The sequence below is a fragment of the Stenotrophomonas sp. NY11291 genome, from assembly GCF_023277365.1.
GTDB lineage: Bacteria > Pseudomonadota > Gammaproteobacteria > Xanthomonadales > Xanthomonadaceae > Stenotrophomonas > Stenotrophomonas geniculata.
This window is the reverse complement of record NZ_CP096975.1, coordinates 1,660,699-1,675,567: the sequence shown is the minus strand read 5'-3', so window position 1 is coordinate 1,675,567 and position 14,869 is coordinate 1,660,699. Positions and strand designations below refer to the sequence as shown.

The window sequence follows — 14,869 nt, the reverse complement described above, 5'->3', positions numbered from 1 at the left end:
TCGCGCCGGGCGGCCTGCGCCGCCTTGACCCAGATCAATCCTTGCCGGGGATCCCCAGCACCGGCAGACCCACCTGCGGCCAGCGCAGCATCTGGTAGCGCTTCCAGAAGGTGTCACCGATGCGCGCGGCCACGTCGTTGGCCAGTTCCTGCATCGGCGGGTTGTTGCGTTCGGCAGTGGTGATCCGGAACAGCACCAGCCAGCGGTCGAACAGGTCCTTGTCCAGCTCGATGGCCATGTGCTTGGACATCGGCGAGCCCTTGAAGCGGCGGGTACCGCGCAGCATCGCCGACCAGAAGTCGACCAGCTGCGCCAGATGCTCAGGCCAATCGTGGACGTGCGCCTCGAACACCGGTCCCAGCCGTTCTTCCTCACGCACGCGGGCATAGAAATCGTGAACCAGGCGGGTCACTTCCTGCTCGGTGCACAACCCGGGCGAGGCGACGGGGAGGACAGGCGGCGGTGTTGCGTTCATCGGGGTACCCAAAGCGTGCCGGCAGTGTGCCGCACCCAGGCGGCAGCGCCGTTGATCCAGATCAATGTCGGCGCAGTCCGCTGCACCTAGGCTGGCACGCTTGCAGGAAGCATGCCCTGCGGATGCCGCGCCAGCCTTGGCGAAGTATACGCGCCGCCCACTTTTCGATCCGGGACAGCATGAACAGACCTTCTCCCAACCGCCGCCAGAGGCTGATCCAGCAGTGGGGCGCCATCCTCTGGCCCAGCTTCATCGCCGCCGGCGTTGCCAGCGTGGTGTTCTTCGCCTTCGTCGATCCGTTGCGCCTGCAGGCCATCAGTTTCCCGGGCACGGCCATCAGTCGCGAACTGGGCTATACGGCGGGATTCTTCATGTTCTGGTCGGTGACGGCACTGTCCAGCGCGGTCACCTGGTACCTGCAGCGGCCGATGCCGAGCGATGACGACGACGAGCTGCCGCTGGGATGAGCACGTCCTGCACCCGGATCCCTCGTCCCTGGCACTGGCGCGGCACGCTCAGCGCCGCCTTGCTGGCGCTGTTCTACGCACTGCCGTGGCTGCGCTGGGAGGGTCGCCAGGCGCTGTTGCTGGACATCAACGCGCGGCGATTCGACCTGTTTGGCTGGACGTTGTGGCCCAGCGACGCCGGCGTGCTGATCGGACTGCTGGCGGTGCTGGCGGTGGGCCTTGCGCTGCTTACCCACCTCGCCGGGCGCATCTGGTGCGGCCATGCCTGCCCGCAGACCCTGTGGCGGCGCGCCTTCGACGGGATCGCCCGCAGCGCGGCCCGCATGCTGCCTGCACCTGCTGTACGCCCGGCCACCCAGCTGGCCTGGGGGCTGTTGTCGCTGTGGACCGGGATCACCTTCGTCGGCCTGTTCAGCCCCATCGCCGAACTGGTGACCGCTGCGCCCCACGTCGGCTGGAGCCGCTGGGAAACCTTCTGGGTGCTGTTCTATGCAGCTGCGACCTGGGGCAATGCCGGTTTCCTGCGCGAGCAGGTCTGCCGTTCGCTGTGCCCGTTCGCACGCATGCAGCCGCTGCTGACCGATCCGCACACACCGCGCATGCTGTACGACGCCCGTCGCGGTGAGCCGCGCGGGCCACGTCCGTCCGGGCTTGGCGGAGTACTGGGCCGTGGCCGCGGCCTGCTCGACCCGACCACTGCGCAGGACTACGTATTCCGCGCCGCGCATCCGCTGCTGGCCGGACCGATGCCGACCTTCAGCGCCGACCGCCTCGGTGACTGCATCGACTGCGCTGCTTGTGTCAGCGCCTGCCCGATGCAGCTGGACATCCGCCAGGGGCCGCAGGCCGATTGCCTGGCCTGCGGCGCCTGCCTGGAGGCCTGCGCACAACAACAGCACCGGGCCGGTTTCGGTCCGGGGCTGGTGCGCTACTGCAGTCCGCAGGCGATGGCTGGACAATCGAAGCGCCTGTGGCGACCCCGGACCCTGGCCCTGCTGTCCTTGTTGCTGGCGCTGCTTGCCTGCGGCGCCTGGCGCCTGCTCTGAATCAACGCGACCCGTTGGCGTGCGGCGGCACAAGCTGCGCACGCCGGACGATGCCCAGCTGTTCGATGATCAGCGCCATTTCGTTGGTGACTTCGGTACGCTCGGTCCCCTGCGGGACCAGACGGTCCAGCACCTGCTGGTAGGTATCCCAGAACGCCGGACCGCATCCGTGTTTGTGGTAACTGGCTTCCAGTTCGCGGCGTACCCGTTCAGCCAAGCCATGCATGCCGTATTCCATACGACCTCCGTTGGACTTGTTCTGCATTGTTGACGGTCTACCGACTCACTTGCGTGCTACTGAAAGACTCCCAGGCTTCACGCTTGGTTGACTCCAATTAGTCATAGATTTCACGACAGGTCAATTACATGCAGCGACTTTCGTGATTGAAATTATTAATCGTTCACGAAACTACATACGGGGACCCGCCCCCCCCGGATGGGGTGAAGCCGACAGTAAGCGGGACCCAGGAACCGTCACCTCCAGTAGATGGCGCCAATTGTGATTCTCAGATCGATCGATCTTACCTATTTTGCTAAGCATACTTAGCAAAAGGCGCTTAGCGTGCTAGATGCGACAAAAGGCGGCGCAAGTCAGATGGATTCGCCCGCCGACGCTTCTGTCGTGGGGAACAGGTTCGGATAGCGCTGATGCAGGATGTATTGCCGCAGGGCCGGAATCGGGAAGTCCCTCGGCCATTGCGACACTGCGGAACGGCTTATGCCAAAGAAGCGTGCCAGTTCGGCGTCGGTGCGGAATCCCAGCCGGGTGCGCACCTGCCGCTTGCTCCAGAATTCGGTCACGGGCGGTCCTTCTGTTAACCAGACTGATTCTTGCGACAAGGCTTCTTCGCAATCCACGCGTTAAGCTGGCTTGCATAGATGAATACTCTCGGCCAACGACTCGCGGCAGCCATGAAGAAAGCCGGGCACCCACGCCCGGCCGATCTGGCACGCGCCGCCAAATCAACGACAGCAACCATCAGCAACTGGCTCAACGATCACGTGAGCGCCTCGCACGTGAAAGCCGAACAGCTGTTCCGCATCGCAGATGCGGCCAAGCTGGACGCCCGCGAGCTGCTGTACGGGGTCAGCGGGCTCGGCGTCGGTGAGCCCGGCAGTGCCTACATCCCCAGCCAGGCCCATCTGGATGTCTGGCAGGACGCCTACGAGCTGGTCAGCCATCTGGTGGCCGAGAACGGGCTGGAGATCGACCACCGCCGCCATGCGGCGCTGGATCTGCTCGCGTTCGAACTGCTGATGGATGGCTTCAGCCGCAGCAAGGTGGCTCGCGTTCTGACGACCTCGATGACGTGAATGCACCGCCGCTGGTAGCATGGACCGCGATGGGGATGGGGCTCCCCCGATAACCGCCTGAGAAGGCTGATGGCTCCTGCCAGGACGAACCCGGTGTTCGTCGACGGCAGGTCGTGCCTGCCCTCGGCGTTCGCCATTGACCCTGCGAACCCGCATTCGAGGCACGCCATGCAAGCATTGAACAATTATTTCCTGGTCTTCGTCGGCGGCGGCATCGGCGCCTGCCTGCGCCACGCCTGCAACCTGATCGGCGCGCGGGTGGCGGTCGGCAGTCCCTGGCCCTGGTCGACCTTCCTGATCAACATCAGCGGTGCGCTGCTGATGGGCGTGGTGGTCGAGGCCTTTGCCATGCGCAATGGCGCCTCGCCGCAGCTGCGCCTGCTGCTGGCCACCGGCATCCTCGGCGGCTACACCACGTTTTCCACCTACGCGCTGGAGATCGGCCTGCTGCTGCAGCGTGGCCAGCATGGGCTGGCGGCACTGTATGCCGGTGGCTCGGTGGCGCTGGGCCTGGCCGGTCTGTTTGGTGGCATGAAGCTGGCCCGGCTGGCGCTGGGCTGACCGATCAGGCCGCGCTGGCCCGCGCCTGCCCGCGCCATTCCCGTGGCGACTGCCCGGTATGCGCCTTGAACGCGCGCGACAACGCCGCTTCGCTGCCATAGCCCACTTCGTCGGCGATCCGCTTCAGCGGCCGCCCCTGCCGCAGCGCCTGTTGCGCGAGCCCAACCCGCCACCCCTGCAGGTACTGGCCTGGCGTGGTGCCCATCGCCTCGCGGAAGCTGGCGGCGAACACGCTGCGTGACATGCCGGCGACCTCGGCCAGGTCTTCCAGGGTCCAGGACTGTGCGGGCGCTTCATGCATCGCCACCAATGCCAGCCGCAGCCGCGGATGACCCAGCCCGGCGAACAGGCCGCCGCGCATCTCGCCACCTTCCATCAGCTGGCGCAGCACCTGGATCATCACCACCTCGAACAGCCGGTTGACCATCGCTGCCCGCCCGCAGCGCTGCTCGAACGCCTCTTCGAACAGCAGTTCCAGCGCCGCGTTGCCTCCATACAGGTCGGCCAGCGGCAAGCAGATGAAATCGGGCAGCGCAGCACTGATCGGATTGAGCCGTCCGCCCTCGAAATGCAGGTTGGCGCAGGCCATGTCGGCGCCCTGCTGCGGGTCGGTACTGAAGCGATGTGGCATCGGCCGCGGATACAGCAGCAGGCTCGGCACTTCGACCTGCACGGTCTGCTGCCCGTGACTGACCTGCAGCGGCCCGCGCCGCACCAGGTGCAACTGACCCGCCTCATCCTCACCCAGCGTGTTGATGCCGCACAGCGCGCCGGCATGGAACACCGAAGCCGTGACCGCGAAGCGTTCAAGAAGGATGGCGAGGCGGTCGACCATGGCGGGACTCCGGGTCAATCAAAAATGGCTCAATGCGACAGATCGTATCGGAATCGACACCGGAAAGGACGGCACTGGCCGCCTCGCCCCCCGGGCGCTATACAGGCCGCACATCCCCGCGCATGGAGGCACCGATGTCGCTCCGCATCGCCCTGGCCCTGTTGCCACTGCTGCTCGCGGCCGCGCACGCACAGGCCGCTCCACCGTCGAAGATCGAACACCTGGCCTGGCTGGCCGGTTGCTGGCAGCTTGATGGCCAGCCGGCCGGTGCCGGCGAGCAGTGGTCCACCCTGGCTGGCAACACCCTGTTCGGCAGCAGCCGCAGCCTGCGGGACGGCCGCACGGTGGGTTTCGAGTTCATGCAGCTGCGCCAGCATGACGACGGCCGCCTGGTGCTGACCGCCCTGTCCTCCGGCCAGAACGCCACAGACTTCAACGCTACCCGGGTCGATGGCAATGAAGCCGTGTTCGAGAATCCCGCCAACGACTTCCCGCAGCGTATCCACTATCGGCGCCTCGACGACCAGCGCGCGCATGCGCGCATCGAGATCGCGCAGGACAATCCGAAGCAGGCAATGGACTTTCCCATGCATCGCGTCGCCTGCGGTGGACCGGCGCCCACCACCTGACCGGCACCGCGCCCAGTCCTACGCCGTATGGCGGATCACCACGAAGCCCTCTTCCGCGGCCGGTGCCACGAAGTGGCGGGTGATCTGTGCGAACTCCTCGTCGCTGGCCTGGAACGGATGCTCGCCGAGTGCATTGCGCGCGCGCAGCCGCGCCTTGCAGACCTCGTCGGCAACATCGAGGAAATGCAGTTGATATGCAGCGCCAGCCGGCGAGAACACTTCACGTGCCCACGCGCGGCTGGCTGGCGTATTGAATGGAAAATCGAGCACCACCGAAACACCCGCCTGCAGCAATGCACGCAGATGATCGGCCAGCGCGGTGCGCAACGTAGCTGCGCGCTGCAGATAGTCGGCAATGGAATGGATTTCGCCCGGGTACAGCGCCGCCAGCCATGCGTCTTCGCTGATCAATACGTGGCGCGGCGCCAATGCCAACTGCTGAGACAGGGTGGATTTGCCGGCACCGATCTTGCCACACACCAGGTGCAGGGTCGGCGCAGGGTCGTTCGATGAAGAGTCGTGCATCTGCGTTCTCCTTGGTGGATTCATCTACCCCGGAGAGCGCTGCGTGCAGCCCGCCTTCCCGGGCGGGCTGCATGGCCGTGACGACCGCGCGCTACCCCGCCTTCCCGTGGGGAATGCGGATAATCGACGCAGTGCTGTGCAGGGCCATGCCGCCAGCGTAGAGCGCAGCACGGTCGGCCGGCAATGCCCTGCGGCAGTGCAGCGCGCGCAAGGTGGCTCGGGGATCTATGCTCGGCGCCATTCCCGCATGGAATGACCCCGATGCGTCCCTTGCTTCGATGCGCTGTTGCCCTCTGCCTGCTGCCCTGGATGACATCGCTGGCTGCACCGCCGACGGCGGCACGCATGCTCAGCGGCGAACTGCAGGGCGCGCCCTGGCGGCTGGATGTGCCAGCGAACTGGAATGGCGAGCTGGTGATGCTGGCCCATGGCTATGAACCGGTCGGCGTGCCGCGCACCGTACCCATGGCGGCCAATGACAGCACTGCGCCACTATTGGCAGCAGGTTACGCGGTCGCGCAGAGTGCCTATGCCAGCCAGGGCTGGGCGGTGGCCGATGCGATCACCGATACGGAACGCCTGCGCCAGCAGGTAGTGGCTGAACTCAAGCATGTACGCCACACCTGGATGCTGGGATTCTCGATGGGCGGTGCCGTGACCATTGGCAGCCTCGAGCGCTTCCCGCAACACTACGCCGGTGGTGTGTCGCTATGCGGCGCCAATCTCAGTGGCGAACAGATCGCGACCGATCTGCTGACCACGCTGGTCGCATTCGATTACTTCTTCCCCAAGGCGGAGGGGCTGCCGGGCACCGGGTTGGTATCGCGCGAAGCCGCCATGCTGCCGCAGGGTGAGCTGTACCAGGGCATCGCCAATGCTCTGCAACACGATCCGTTGCACGCTGCATTGCTGGCGCAGCGGCTGCAGGTCTCCGCTGATGCACTGGCCGGCACGATCAGCCTGCACGCACTGGTCCTGCATGAACTGGCCACGCGCAGCGGCGGCATGCCGGTCGGCAACCTTGGTGTGATGTACAGCGGATTCGGTGACGACGCCGCGTTCAATGCCGGCGTGCAACGCATCGATCCCGTGCCTGCGGCGCAGGCGCATGTCCGCAATGCGCTCGCATTGACCGGCGCGGTGAAGCGACCGCTGGCGATCCAGTTCAACCACAACGACCCCACCATCGTGCCGCACATGCAGGCGGTGTATCCGCAGATGGCCGCACGGGTTGGCGCGCGACCATTGCCGCGCGTGCTGCCGCCAGTGGGCGAAGGGCATTGTGGCTTTTCGGAAGCGCAGGTGGTCGACGCCTTGAAGGCGGTACAGCACTGAGACCACCGCGTGCCGCAGCGCATCAGGACCATCCAGCAAGTGCTGCTATGGTGGCCCGGCCCATTGACGGGCACACAAAGGACTGACGTGATGATCAAGACGACCTTGAAGACCGTGATGCTCCTTGGCATGGCCGTGACCGGCCTGGCCTTCGCCGCAGACTCCTGCGAGTTCTGCACCCTGAGGTACGAACAGTGCCTGCGTGCAACCCATGGGCCATTGGGAAAGACCTCCGAGCAGTGTCTGGCCGAGTACAAGCTGTGCCGTGAAATGGACTGCCCGTCGCCCTGACCGGTGTCCGGCCGGCTCCTTCGGGGGCCGGCTCAGCCCGCCATGCGGCCAAACGCTTACGATGCAGGGATCGGTGCAATGCCTGCCGCCGCCCTTCCCTGCTGACACAACGCATACGATGGCCTTCTTCGAACGACTGAGCGACACCCGCTACCTGCCGACCGAACACACTGGCGGCGCCTGGAACATCCGCGAACAACACATCGCACCTGCGATCGGACTGCTGGCGCACCACCTGGAACGCGACGCCGCAGCGCGCGGGCACGGTTTCCTGATCGCACGCCTGTCCTACGACATCCTTGGCACCATTCCGATCGAAGCGATGGAGGCCAACGTACAGGTGCTGCGCGCTGGTCGCACCATCGAACTGGTCGAAGCTACGCTGCGTCATGACGATCGCCCGGCGCTGCGCGTGCGTGCATGGTTGATGCGCCCGAACGATACGCAGGCCATCGCCGGCACGCCGATCGCTGCCATTGCAGCGCCGGAATCAATGCCCGCATGGGATCCAGGTACGGTCTGGCCAGGCGGATTCATCAAGAGCGTGGAGATCCGCCGGCACGATCAGGGGCCAGGCCGTGCCACCTACTGGGCGCGCGCGAAGCATGCGCTGCTGGACGGCGAGCCGGTCAGTCCACTGGCCCGTGCCGCCACCCTGTTCGATCTGTCCAATGGCATGGCCGTGCGCGCCGATCCGAAGGAGGTCGCCTTCCCCAACCTCGATCTGACCGCGCACCTGTTCGGCATGCCCGAAAGCGAGTGGCTGGGCTTCGACACGTCGGTGTCGTTTGGCCACCAGGGTCTCGGCTTGACCAGCACGGTGCTGCACGATGCACGCGGTCCGATCGGCATGCTCGGCCAGGCACTGACCGTGCGCCCGTGATCCCAACGGGCGGCGTCAGCCGCCCAGCGTGCCCATGGTGAAGGTGTAGCCGGAGCTCATCAGGAATTCGCGCATGCGCATCTCAGCGCGCCGCGGTGAGGCGAGGTTGGCCGGTGCATACAGCGCGTAAACCACGCCCGCGCCTTCGATGGACTCGCGGCGCACCCCGCAGTGGCGGGTCTCCGAAGCAATCACCCATCCATCCTTCAGTCGATCCGGTCCAATCGACTGGCCGTTCATCAGCCGGAACGTCAGCCAACGTACTTCCACAGAAGATTTGCTCATTGCCGACGTACCGCCAGCGTGCCGCGATCGTTCATGTCCTTGCTCGCCATTGCAGCTCCCTAAGACTTGGAACTCGACCATAGCGCCTTGCCATGTCGTGGGCGAATGAGACTGGCAGGGCACTTATGTCGCCAGGCCGAACCGCTTCCACAGTGCTTCGCGCCCCGGCTGCGTCAGCCGCAGTTCGCGTCGGCCCTCAATCCGCCGAAGCCAATCGTTCTTCACGAAGCTGTCCAGCATCGCCTCGCCGACCAGCCCGGCCAGATGCGGGCGCCGCTCGGTGCAATCCAGGCATCCTCGGCAATAGCGTGCAGGCTTGACCGTCACGGGAAGCCGCAACAGTTCAGTCAGCGGCTGGCCGAGCTCCCGCAGGAACGCTGCACCCTCCACACTCACCTGCCAATGCCCCTCGTGCGGGACCAGGTGTCCTGCCCCCCAGCAAGCGGTCGGTGATCGCCACTGCGTGCACGCCAGCCAGATGCCGATAGCAGCTCCGCGCCTGACACAACGCCGGCATGCTGCGTGATGCGGAAACCGTGCAGGACGGCGTGCGGTCGGCAACGCGCAGGATGCCCTCCAGCATGTCGGCAACCTCGTGCGAGGCCAGCCGGTGGTAGCGGTGTCGCCCCTGCGCGACGGCGACCAGCAGATCGCCCTCAATCAGCCTGCGCAGATGCGTGCTCGCCGTCTGCGGTGTCACTCCGGCCACACGAGCCAGCTCCGTCGCGGTATACGCACGCCCATCCATCAGCTGCAGCAGCATGGCCGCGCGTGCCTGGTCACCGACCAGGGCACCGACGCTGACAAGGGAACCGGAGGTGTGGACCATGCCCGCATTGTGGCACGCCGTTGCGCGCCGACAGTTCGATGCAGGCCGAAGCATCGGCACCCGCTGCCACGGCACAGTGGACACCCCGATAGCGCAAGGCCTGCCGTGAAAGCCGCTCCGATCCCCCGCCGCCGCATCACCCCTTCGGTCCTGTATCCCGGCACACCAGTGCTGCTGATGACCACGCTGAACGACGATGGCAGCAGCAACATCAGTCCGTTGTCTTCATTCTGGGCCTTGGGCGACCGGGTGGTGCTGGGCCTCGGCGTGCAGGGTCAGGGCTATCGCAACCTGCAGTTGCGCAACGAGTGCGTACTGAACTTCCCCTCATCCGCACAGGCCGCACAGGTCGAGGCCATCGCGCGGGCGACAGGCTGCGATCCGGTGCCCACTGCCAAACAGGCGATGGGCTACGTGCACGTGCGCGACAAGTTCGCGCTGGGTGGATTCAGTGCAGTCGCCTCCACCCACGTCGCGCCAGAGGCGATTGCCGAGTGCCCGCTGCAGGTGGAAGTCAGCGTGATGGCGATGCACCCGCCCGGCGAGATCGACGTTGCGCACTGGAAACCGCTGATCTACCTGTTCCGCCACTACCTGGGCGTAAGCGAACCGGTCGGGCGCAACTTCCGCGCGGAGACGCCCGTGGGGGCTTCTGTCTAGCTCTCTAGACCGTTTCGCCCTGCAGATCGAGCAAGGCCGTGGTCCAGCGGCGCTCCCCCAGCGCGGCCACCATGCCGCCTCGATAGACGAAACGGCGCGCGTGACCGTCTTCGATGAAGCAGGTCTCGTTCTGCATTGGCACATAGCCCGCAGAGGCGTAGTGCCGATGATCCAGGGCGAACAGCACGGCGAAATCGATACCGCGTTGGCGCAACTCGGCGTGCGCAGCTTCGATCAAGCGTGACGCGATGCCCTTCCTGCGAACGTCAACGCGTACCACCACGCCGCCGATCAAGCCTATGCGTTCCGGCTCGCCGTCCAGCAGTACGTTGCGTTCGTACAGTGCGAGGTGGGCGACCACCTGATCACCTTCCATCGCCAGGACCAGAGCGACCGGCCCCGGGATGGCATAGCCGTCGCCCTGCATGTCCGGGAACGCCTCGCGGAGCAGATCCTCCGCTTGGTGACGGTGATCCGGCGCCACGCGCTCCCTGCTGGATACCTGAACGTGCATTGCCCTGTCTTCCTGGAACATGTGTCCAGCCTCATCGTGCCACGGAAACATGACCGTGCCTGCGGCAACATTTCACCGTCAGTGCAGCGAGATCCAGTACGAGACGATAACCGCGTAGCTGCCCGCGCGTTTGACTGCCCGCGGCTCTGTGCCAATTGCGCTGAAGCCCAGCGATTCATACAGCGCGCGCGGCAGTATTGTCCGCCAGCACCGTGAGGGAGAGCGATTCAATGCCTTCCGCGCGCGCAGCCGCGAACGCTGCAAGAAGAAGCTGGCGGGCGACACCCTGGCCACGATGGTCGGTGCCCACGTGGATACTGTGCACTTTTGCCGTATGCCGTCGCGCCATTCGCATCGGGCGTACATAACGCAGGAAGCCCGCAAGCATGCCGTCGATGAAAGCGCCGAAGTAGCGCGTGCCGGGATCAGCAAGCTGGGCGCGCATCACCTCCGCCGAGTCATTCTGCGCCTCGGCCAGCGTGGACAGGAACGCCGCAGGCGACTCGCAAAGCGCCTGCAACCGCGCTTGCCAGAGAATCTCGGCGTCTTCAGCGCTGAGTTGCCGGATAAGCATGCGACACCCTCGTGAAGCTGTTGATGCACAGGTGCCCAGCGTAGCGCGGGTCCACTGATGCGGCGTGCATGCAAGAATGTGGAACGTCCTTTTTCATTCTCCTTCTCCGCCATGACTGAACTGCAGATTCCCCGCGTTGGATGCGGCGCCGTCGTCCGTGATGCCGACGGCCGCATCCTGCTGATCCAGCGCGGACGCGATCCGGAGCGCGGGCATTGGGGCCTGCCCGGCGGCAAAGTCGACTGGATGGAAACGGTGGAGGCCGCCGTGGTCCGCGAAATCCGCGAGGAAACGGCGCTGGAAGTGACGCTGCTGCGCCTGCTGTGCGTGGCCGATCATTTCGAGCCTGCGCTCGCGCAGCACTGGGTCGCGCCGATCTTCGAGGCTCGGGCAGCTGCGGGTGCCGAGGCCTCCATCCAAGAGCCGGGGGTTCAGACCGGGCTGGGCTGGTTCGCGCTGGATGCTCTGCCCCAGCCGCTCACGCAGGCCACGGTGCAGGCGCTGGCCCGGCTGTAGCGGGTATCGATCCGGGCGCGTGCCGGTATCCAGGCAAACAAAAAGCCCTGACCGAGGTCAGGGCTTTTCAATTGGAGGCCTCAAGCGGAATCGAACCGCTGTAAACGGATTTGCAATCCGGTGCATAGCCACTCTGCCATGAGGCCAACGTACTTCACGCCAGGAACGTAGCCCTGACAAGACAAAACCCCAAGATGGGGCCTGTCGGAACATGGAGCGGGAAACGAGACTCGAACTCGCGACCTCAACCTTGGCAAGGTTGCGCTCTACCAACTGAGCTATTCCCGCGTAAGCCGACATGCTACCGGAAATCCGGAAAACACACCAGCGATTTCACTTTTCTGACTGCGCGTAAAGCCTTGTGGCCCAACGTGCCCCGCCTTGCCATGGCGGGAGAAAAACAAGGCCCCTACCGGGGCCCTGTAGAATCTGGAGCGGGAAACGAGACTCGAACTCGCGACCTCAACCTTGGCAAGGTTGCGCTCTACCAACTGAGCTATTCCCGCAGATTCCGTTCGACCTGCGTCGAAGGAGCGCTATTGTGTCCAAATTCCTTCACGCCGTCAACAGTCTTCACACCATGCGGTCACAGGCGTCCGCACTGAGGTACGCTGCCCCGCCCAGCCCCTTGCGCCCATGCTCCTTCGCGGCTCGCCCCTGTTGATCGCCCTGCTGCTGCATCTGCTGGTGGCCCTGCTGTACTGGGCACTGATACCACTGGGAATGAACGGGTATCGCGACCATTTCGGCTTCACTTCCCATCGGGACATCGGCCTGGGCATCGCCCAGTTTTATCTGTTCTGGATGTTCATTGGCGCGCAGCCGCTGATCGCAGTGCTGCGGCCGCTCTTCGCCAAGCTGCTGGTGCTGGCCATTCCCTTGGCATTCGCAACCTGGACACTGATGCACAACCACCCGCTGCGTCTGCTGTACTTCACGGTCGGGCCCGGCCTGCTGGCACTGGCCGCGATCGCCATATCCGTGCGCCATGCATCACGTAGCCACTTGCCCACCACCACGGGCACCGCCGATGCCTAGACGCTACGTCCGCCTGTTCTGGCTGCTGGTCGCGCTCACATGGCTGGCGCTGATCGCCGCGCTGGTCAATGCCGGCTTCACCCCGGACTACTGGCTGCTGCATCACCTGGAAGGCGCCGAGCTGCCCTACCCGACCAGCACCGTCATCGTGTTCGCGTTGCTGGGTACGGTTGAACTGGTGGTGGCCGCCTTGATCGTGCGGCCGTGGAGACTGAAACGACTGTGGCTGCGCCTGTTGATCGCCTTCGTTCTGCTGCTGGCGTGGTCGGTACCGTGGATGCTGTCGGCCATGCACCAGCCGCCGGTGCATGGCATGCACCTGCTGTGGTTGCTGCTGCTGGACGTGGGCCTGCTACTGGCGCTGTGCGCGGTGTCGGCGGTGAGCGCGTGGCGGGCACTCAGGCATCGAAAGGGCCCATAGACGGCCCCACCCAACGCCAGGCCTACTTCAGGAACTCCACCCGCACGTGCTGGCCGAAGCGCGCCTTGGCTTGCCCGTCGAACTCCAGCACGCACTCCACCACCTTGGCCACGCCACGCCCTGCGTCTTCAGGCAGGCGCGCCTGCGCGAACACCGGGCTGATGCGCACCACGCGTGCCGGCGGCAGCGTGCCGGTGTTCTCGGCGCCATCGCTGTCCGGCACGACGGTAGCCTTCATGCCCACCTGCACGGCATCGGCATAGGCGGCGCTCAGTTCGGCACGCACCTGCAGCGGACGCGCCGGCAACAGCGAGATCGCCGGCTTGCCGGCCTGCACGAATGCGCCAAGGCCCGGTACCTGGCCGACCACGGTGCCGGCTTCCGGTGCACTCAACGACATCTGCTGCAGTTTCAGCCTGGCGTGTTCCAGCTTGTGTTGGGCCATGTCGACCTGCGCACCGGCCACGTCGACGTCGGCGCGCACACCGGCCAACTGCTGCTTGGCCGCATCGGCCTGCTGGTTCGAGGACACACCTTCGCTGGCGCCCGTGGACAGGCGGGTGGCGTTGCGCTCCAGTTCGCGCAGCTGCACTTGGCTGCCTTTCAGGCGGTCATTGGCCAACGCCAGATCGGCGGTGGCCATTGCCACTTCCTGCTGCAGCAGGGCGCCATCCAGCGACAGCAGCAGCTGCCCCTTCTTCACCGTGGCACCTTCCTTCACCGGTGCGGCAGTGATCGAGCCATCCACCGGCGGCGCCAGTGCGATCAGCCCGCCTTCGACGTCAATGATGCCCCGCGCTACGGCGACCTTGCTGGCGACGGCAGTGTCCGCCTTGCCTGAGGGTGCAGATGCCGGGGTGGGCGCCTCCCTGGAGCAGGCACCGAGCAGCAATGCCGCCGACAGGGCCAGGCTGAGGGGAAGCAGGTGCGACATCTTGGTCATGGGGCGGACTCTACAGTTTGATTCTGGCGGCGGTCACCACGGACCATGCCGTCTTCCATGGCGATCACCCGATCGGCATGCCGGATCAGGCGCGGATCGTGGCTCACGCACAGCACGGTGGCGCCATGCGCACGTGCGTAGCGATGCAGGATGTCGATCACGCGCTGGCCGTTCTCGGCGTCCAGCGCGCTGGTGGGTTCGTCGGCGAAGATCAGCGTCGGCGACTTGGCGAAGGCGCGGGCAACGGCTACACGCTGCTTCTCACCGCCGGACAACTGCGCCGGTCGCATGTGGCTGCGATGGCTGAGGCCCACTTCTTCCAGCGCCTTGCGGGCCAGCGGCTCGCTTTCGCGATTGCTCATCCCGCGGTAGCCCAGCGGCAGCTGCACCTGCTCCAGCGCAGTCAGTGCCGGGAACAGATTGAAGCCCTGGAACACGAAGCCGACATGATGCAGGCGGAAGCGCTCCACTTCGCTGCGGCTCATGTGGCCCACATCGTGGCCGAGTGCGTGCACGCGACCGCCATCGGGCGATGACAGGCCGGACAGCAGCGACAGCAGCGTGCTCTTGCCGCAACCCGACGGGCCCGATACCAGGGTCAGCTCGCCGGGGTAGATGTCCAGCGACAGCCCGCGCAACACCGGCACCTGCACGTCGCCGGACATGAAGCCCTTTTCAAGTGCATCGGCCTGCAGGGTCGGGGCGACGGCGCGCAAGGAAGTCATTGG

Annotated in this window: 24 protein-coding genes, 3 tRNA genes and 1 riboswitch; of the genes, 12 read left to right on the top strand and 15 right to left on the bottom strand. The window is 65.5% G+C overall.

Annotated elements, in window-relative coordinates:
* Positions 1 to 34: 34 nt before the first annotated feature.
* Positions 35 to 475, bottom strand: coding sequence for a group III truncated hemoglobin (locus M1L61_RS07875; RefSeq protein WP_248854537.1), 441 nt, complete (start codon positions 473 to 475; stop codon positions 35 to 37).
* 179 nt (positions 476 to 654) lie between these two features.
* On the opposite strand from M1L61_RS07875, the gene M1L61_RS07870 reads away from it, so the two are divergent.
* Both M1L61_RS07870 and M1L61_RS07865 read left to right on the top strand, forming a co-directional pair.
* Entirely contained in the window at positions 655 to 942 is a 288-nt protein-coding gene (locus M1L61_RS07870) for a hypothetical protein (RefSeq protein ID WP_010486039.1), read from the top strand.
* Entirely contained in the window at positions 939 to 1,988 is a 1,050-nt protein-coding gene (locus M1L61_RS07865; protein ID WP_248854536.1) for a 4Fe-4S dicluster domain-containing protein, read from the top strand. The genes M1L61_RS07870 and M1L61_RS07865 overlap by 4 nt, the downstream gene beginning before the upstream one ends.
* Before the next feature lies 1 nt (position 1,989).
* On the opposite strand, the gene M1L61_RS07860 is transcribed toward M1L61_RS07865, so the two are convergent.
* A complete protein-coding gene (locus tag M1L61_RS07860; protein WP_019337197.1) occupies positions 1,990 to 2,226 on the bottom strand; it encodes a hypothetical protein in 237 nt (78 codons plus the stop codon).
* A gap of 353 nt (positions 2,227 to 2,579) precedes the next feature.
* A complete protein-coding gene (locus tag M1L61_RS07855) occupies positions 2,580 to 2,789 on the bottom strand; it encodes a hypothetical protein (protein WP_010486042.1) in 210 nt (69 codons plus the stop codon).
* Between the two features lie 111 nt (positions 2,790 to 2,900).
* On the opposite strand from M1L61_RS07855, the gene M1L61_RS07850 reads away from it, so the two are divergent.
* Together M1L61_RS07850 and crcB are read left to right on the top strand one after the other, a co-directional pair.
* Complete coding sequence (locus tag M1L61_RS07850; RefSeq protein ID WP_010486043.1) at positions 2,901 to 3,302, top strand: transcriptional regulator; 402 nt, start codon at positions 2,901 to 2,903, stop codon at positions 3,300 to 3,302.
* A gap of 22 nt (positions 3,303 to 3,324) precedes the next feature.
* Positions 3,325 to 3,388, top strand: a riboswitch (Fluoride riboswitch).
* Between the two features lie 82 nt (positions 3,389 to 3,470).
* Positions 3,471 to 3,863 carry a fluoride efflux transporter CrcB gene (crcB, locus tag M1L61_RS07845; protein WP_010486048.1) on the top strand — a complete coding sequence of 131 codons (393 nt, stop codon included), beginning with the start codon at positions 3,471 to 3,473 and terminating at the stop codon, positions 3,861 to 3,863.
* A 4-nt stretch (positions 3,864 to 3,867) separates the two neighbouring features.
* On the opposite strand, the gene M1L61_RS07840 is transcribed toward crcB, so the two are convergent.
* On the bottom strand, positions 3,868 to 4,698 hold the full coding sequence (locus tag M1L61_RS07840) for an AraC family transcriptional regulator (RefSeq protein ID WP_248854535.1): 831 nt from the start codon (positions 4,696 to 4,698) through the stop codon (positions 3,868 to 3,870).
* Positions 4,699 to 4,832: 134 nt separating this feature from the next.
* Between M1L61_RS07840 and M1L61_RS07835 the strand changes: the two genes are divergently transcribed.
* Entirely contained in the window at positions 4,833 to 5,327 is a 495-nt protein-coding gene (locus M1L61_RS07835) for a DUF6265 family protein (protein WP_248854534.1), read from the top strand.
* A gap of 18 nt (positions 5,328 to 5,345) precedes the next feature.
* Here the strand turns inward: M1L61_RS07835 and M1L61_RS07830 are convergent, their stop codons facing one another.
* Positions 5,346 to 5,852: an ATP-binding protein gene (locus tag M1L61_RS07830; RefSeq protein WP_241874929.1), complete on the bottom strand. Its 507-nt coding sequence runs from the start codon at positions 5,850 to 5,852 to the stop codon at positions 5,346 to 5,348.
* Positions 5,853 to 6,113: 261 nt separating this feature from the next.
* Between M1L61_RS07830 and M1L61_RS07825 the strand changes: the two genes are divergently transcribed.
* The 3 genes from M1L61_RS07825 (at position 6,114) to M1L61_RS07815 (ending at position 8,361) form a co-directional block, all read left to right on the top strand.
* Complete coding sequence (locus tag M1L61_RS07825; RefSeq protein WP_248854533.1) at positions 6,114 to 7,187, top strand: hypothetical protein; 1,074 nt, start codon at positions 6,114 to 6,116, stop codon at positions 7,185 to 7,187.
* A gap of 90 nt (positions 7,188 to 7,277) precedes the next feature.
* Positions 7,278 to 7,478: a hypothetical protein gene (locus M1L61_RS07820; protein WP_043402170.1), complete on the top strand. Its 201-nt coding sequence runs from the start codon at positions 7,278 to 7,280 to the stop codon at positions 7,476 to 7,478.
* A gap of 118 nt (positions 7,479 to 7,596) precedes the next feature.
* Positions 7,597 to 8,361, top strand: a complete 765-nt coding sequence (locus M1L61_RS07815) for a thioesterase family protein (RefSeq protein WP_248854532.1) — start codon at positions 7,597 to 7,599, stop codon at positions 8,359 to 8,361.
* 15 nt (positions 8,362 to 8,376) lie between these two features.
* On the opposite strand, the gene M1L61_RS07810 is transcribed toward M1L61_RS07815, so the two are convergent.
* The 3 genes from M1L61_RS07810 to M1L61_RS07800 form a co-directional block, all read right to left on the bottom strand.
* Positions 8,377 to 8,646 carry a hypothetical protein gene (locus tag M1L61_RS07810; RefSeq protein WP_029380059.1) on the bottom strand — a complete coding sequence of 90 codons (270 nt, stop codon included), beginning with the start codon at positions 8,644 to 8,646 and terminating at the stop codon, positions 8,377 to 8,379.
* 123 nt (positions 8,647 to 8,769) lie between these two features.
* Positions 8,770 to 8,973: a hypothetical protein gene (locus M1L61_RS07805; protein ID WP_248854531.1), complete on the bottom strand. Its 204-nt coding sequence runs from the start codon at positions 8,971 to 8,973 to the stop codon at positions 8,770 to 8,772.
* 16 nt (positions 8,974 to 8,989) lie between these two features.
* Entirely contained in the window at positions 8,990 to 9,475 is a 486-nt protein-coding gene (locus tag M1L61_RS07800; RefSeq protein ID WP_248854530.1) for a winged helix-turn-helix domain-containing protein, read from the bottom strand.
* A 105-nt stretch (positions 9,476 to 9,580) separates the two neighbouring features.
* Between M1L61_RS07800 and M1L61_RS07795 the strand changes: the two genes are divergently transcribed.
* A complete protein-coding gene (locus M1L61_RS07795) occupies positions 9,581 to 10,135 on the top strand; it encodes a flavin reductase (protein ID WP_248854529.1) in 555 nt (184 codons plus the stop codon).
* Positions 10,136 to 10,139: 4 nt separating this feature from the next.
* Here M1L61_RS07795 and M1L61_RS07790 read toward each other — a convergent pair whose 3' ends face one another.
* Complete coding sequence (locus tag M1L61_RS07790) at positions 10,140 to 10,670, bottom strand: GNAT family N-acetyltransferase (protein WP_224329178.1); 531 nt, start codon at positions 10,668 to 10,670, stop codon at positions 10,140 to 10,142.
* 154 nt (positions 10,671 to 10,824) lie between these two features.
* Entirely contained in the window at positions 10,825 to 11,223 is a 399-nt protein-coding gene (locus M1L61_RS07785) for a GNAT family N-acetyltransferase (RefSeq protein ID WP_010486059.1), read from the bottom strand.
* Positions 11,224 to 11,280: 57 nt separating this feature from the next.
* Here M1L61_RS07785 and M1L61_RS07780 point away from each other — a divergent pair, with 57 nt between their 5' ends.
* On the top strand, positions 11,281 to 11,739 hold the full coding sequence (locus M1L61_RS07780; protein ID WP_029380061.1) for an NUDIX domain-containing protein: 459 nt from the start codon (positions 11,281 to 11,283) through the stop codon (positions 11,737 to 11,739).
* A 72-nt stretch (positions 11,740 to 11,811) separates the two neighbouring features.
* Here M1L61_RS07780 and M1L61_RS07775 read toward each other — a convergent pair.
* The 3 genes from M1L61_RS07775 to M1L61_RS07765 all read right to left on the bottom strand — a co-directional run bounded on the left by M1L61_RS07775 (position 11,812) and on the right by M1L61_RS07765 (position 12,245).
* A tRNA-Cys gene (locus M1L61_RS07775) sits at positions 11,812 to 11,885 on the bottom strand.
* A gap of 66 nt (positions 11,886 to 11,951) precedes the next feature.
* Positions 11,952 to 12,027: transfer RNA gene (locus M1L61_RS07770), tRNA-Gly, on the bottom strand.
* A 142-nt stretch (positions 12,028 to 12,169) separates the two neighbouring features.
* Positions 12,170 to 12,245 (bottom strand) — tRNA-Gly (locus M1L61_RS07765).
* 130 nt (positions 12,246 to 12,375) lie between these two features.
* Here M1L61_RS07765 and M1L61_RS07760 point away from each other — a divergent pair.
* Entirely contained in the window at positions 12,376 to 12,777 is a 402-nt protein-coding gene (locus M1L61_RS07760; RefSeq protein ID WP_010486061.1) for a hypothetical protein, read from the top strand.
* Positions 12,770 to 13,198 carry a hypothetical protein gene (locus M1L61_RS07755; protein ID WP_010486062.1) on the top strand — a complete coding sequence of 143 codons (429 nt, stop codon included), beginning with the start codon at positions 12,770 to 12,772 and terminating at the stop codon, positions 13,196 to 13,198. The genes M1L61_RS07760 and M1L61_RS07755 overlap by 8 nt, the downstream gene beginning before the upstream one ends.
* Before the next feature lie 22 nt (positions 13,199 to 13,220).
* Here M1L61_RS07755 and M1L61_RS07750 read toward each other — a convergent pair whose 3' ends face one another.
* Both M1L61_RS07750 and M1L61_RS07745 read right to left on the bottom strand, forming a co-directional pair.
* Positions 13,221 to 14,141: an HlyD family efflux transporter periplasmic adaptor subunit gene (locus M1L61_RS07750; protein WP_191851032.1), complete on the bottom strand. Its 921-nt coding sequence runs from the start codon at positions 14,139 to 14,141 to the stop codon at positions 13,221 to 13,223.
* On the bottom strand, positions 14,138 to 14,866 hold the full coding sequence (locus M1L61_RS07745) for an ABC transporter ATP-binding protein (RefSeq protein WP_010486064.1): 729 nt from the start codon (positions 14,864 to 14,866) through the stop codon (positions 14,138 to 14,140). The genes M1L61_RS07750 and M1L61_RS07745 overlap by 4 nt, the downstream gene beginning before the upstream one ends.
* Positions 14,867 to 14,869: the final 3 nt, after the last annotated feature.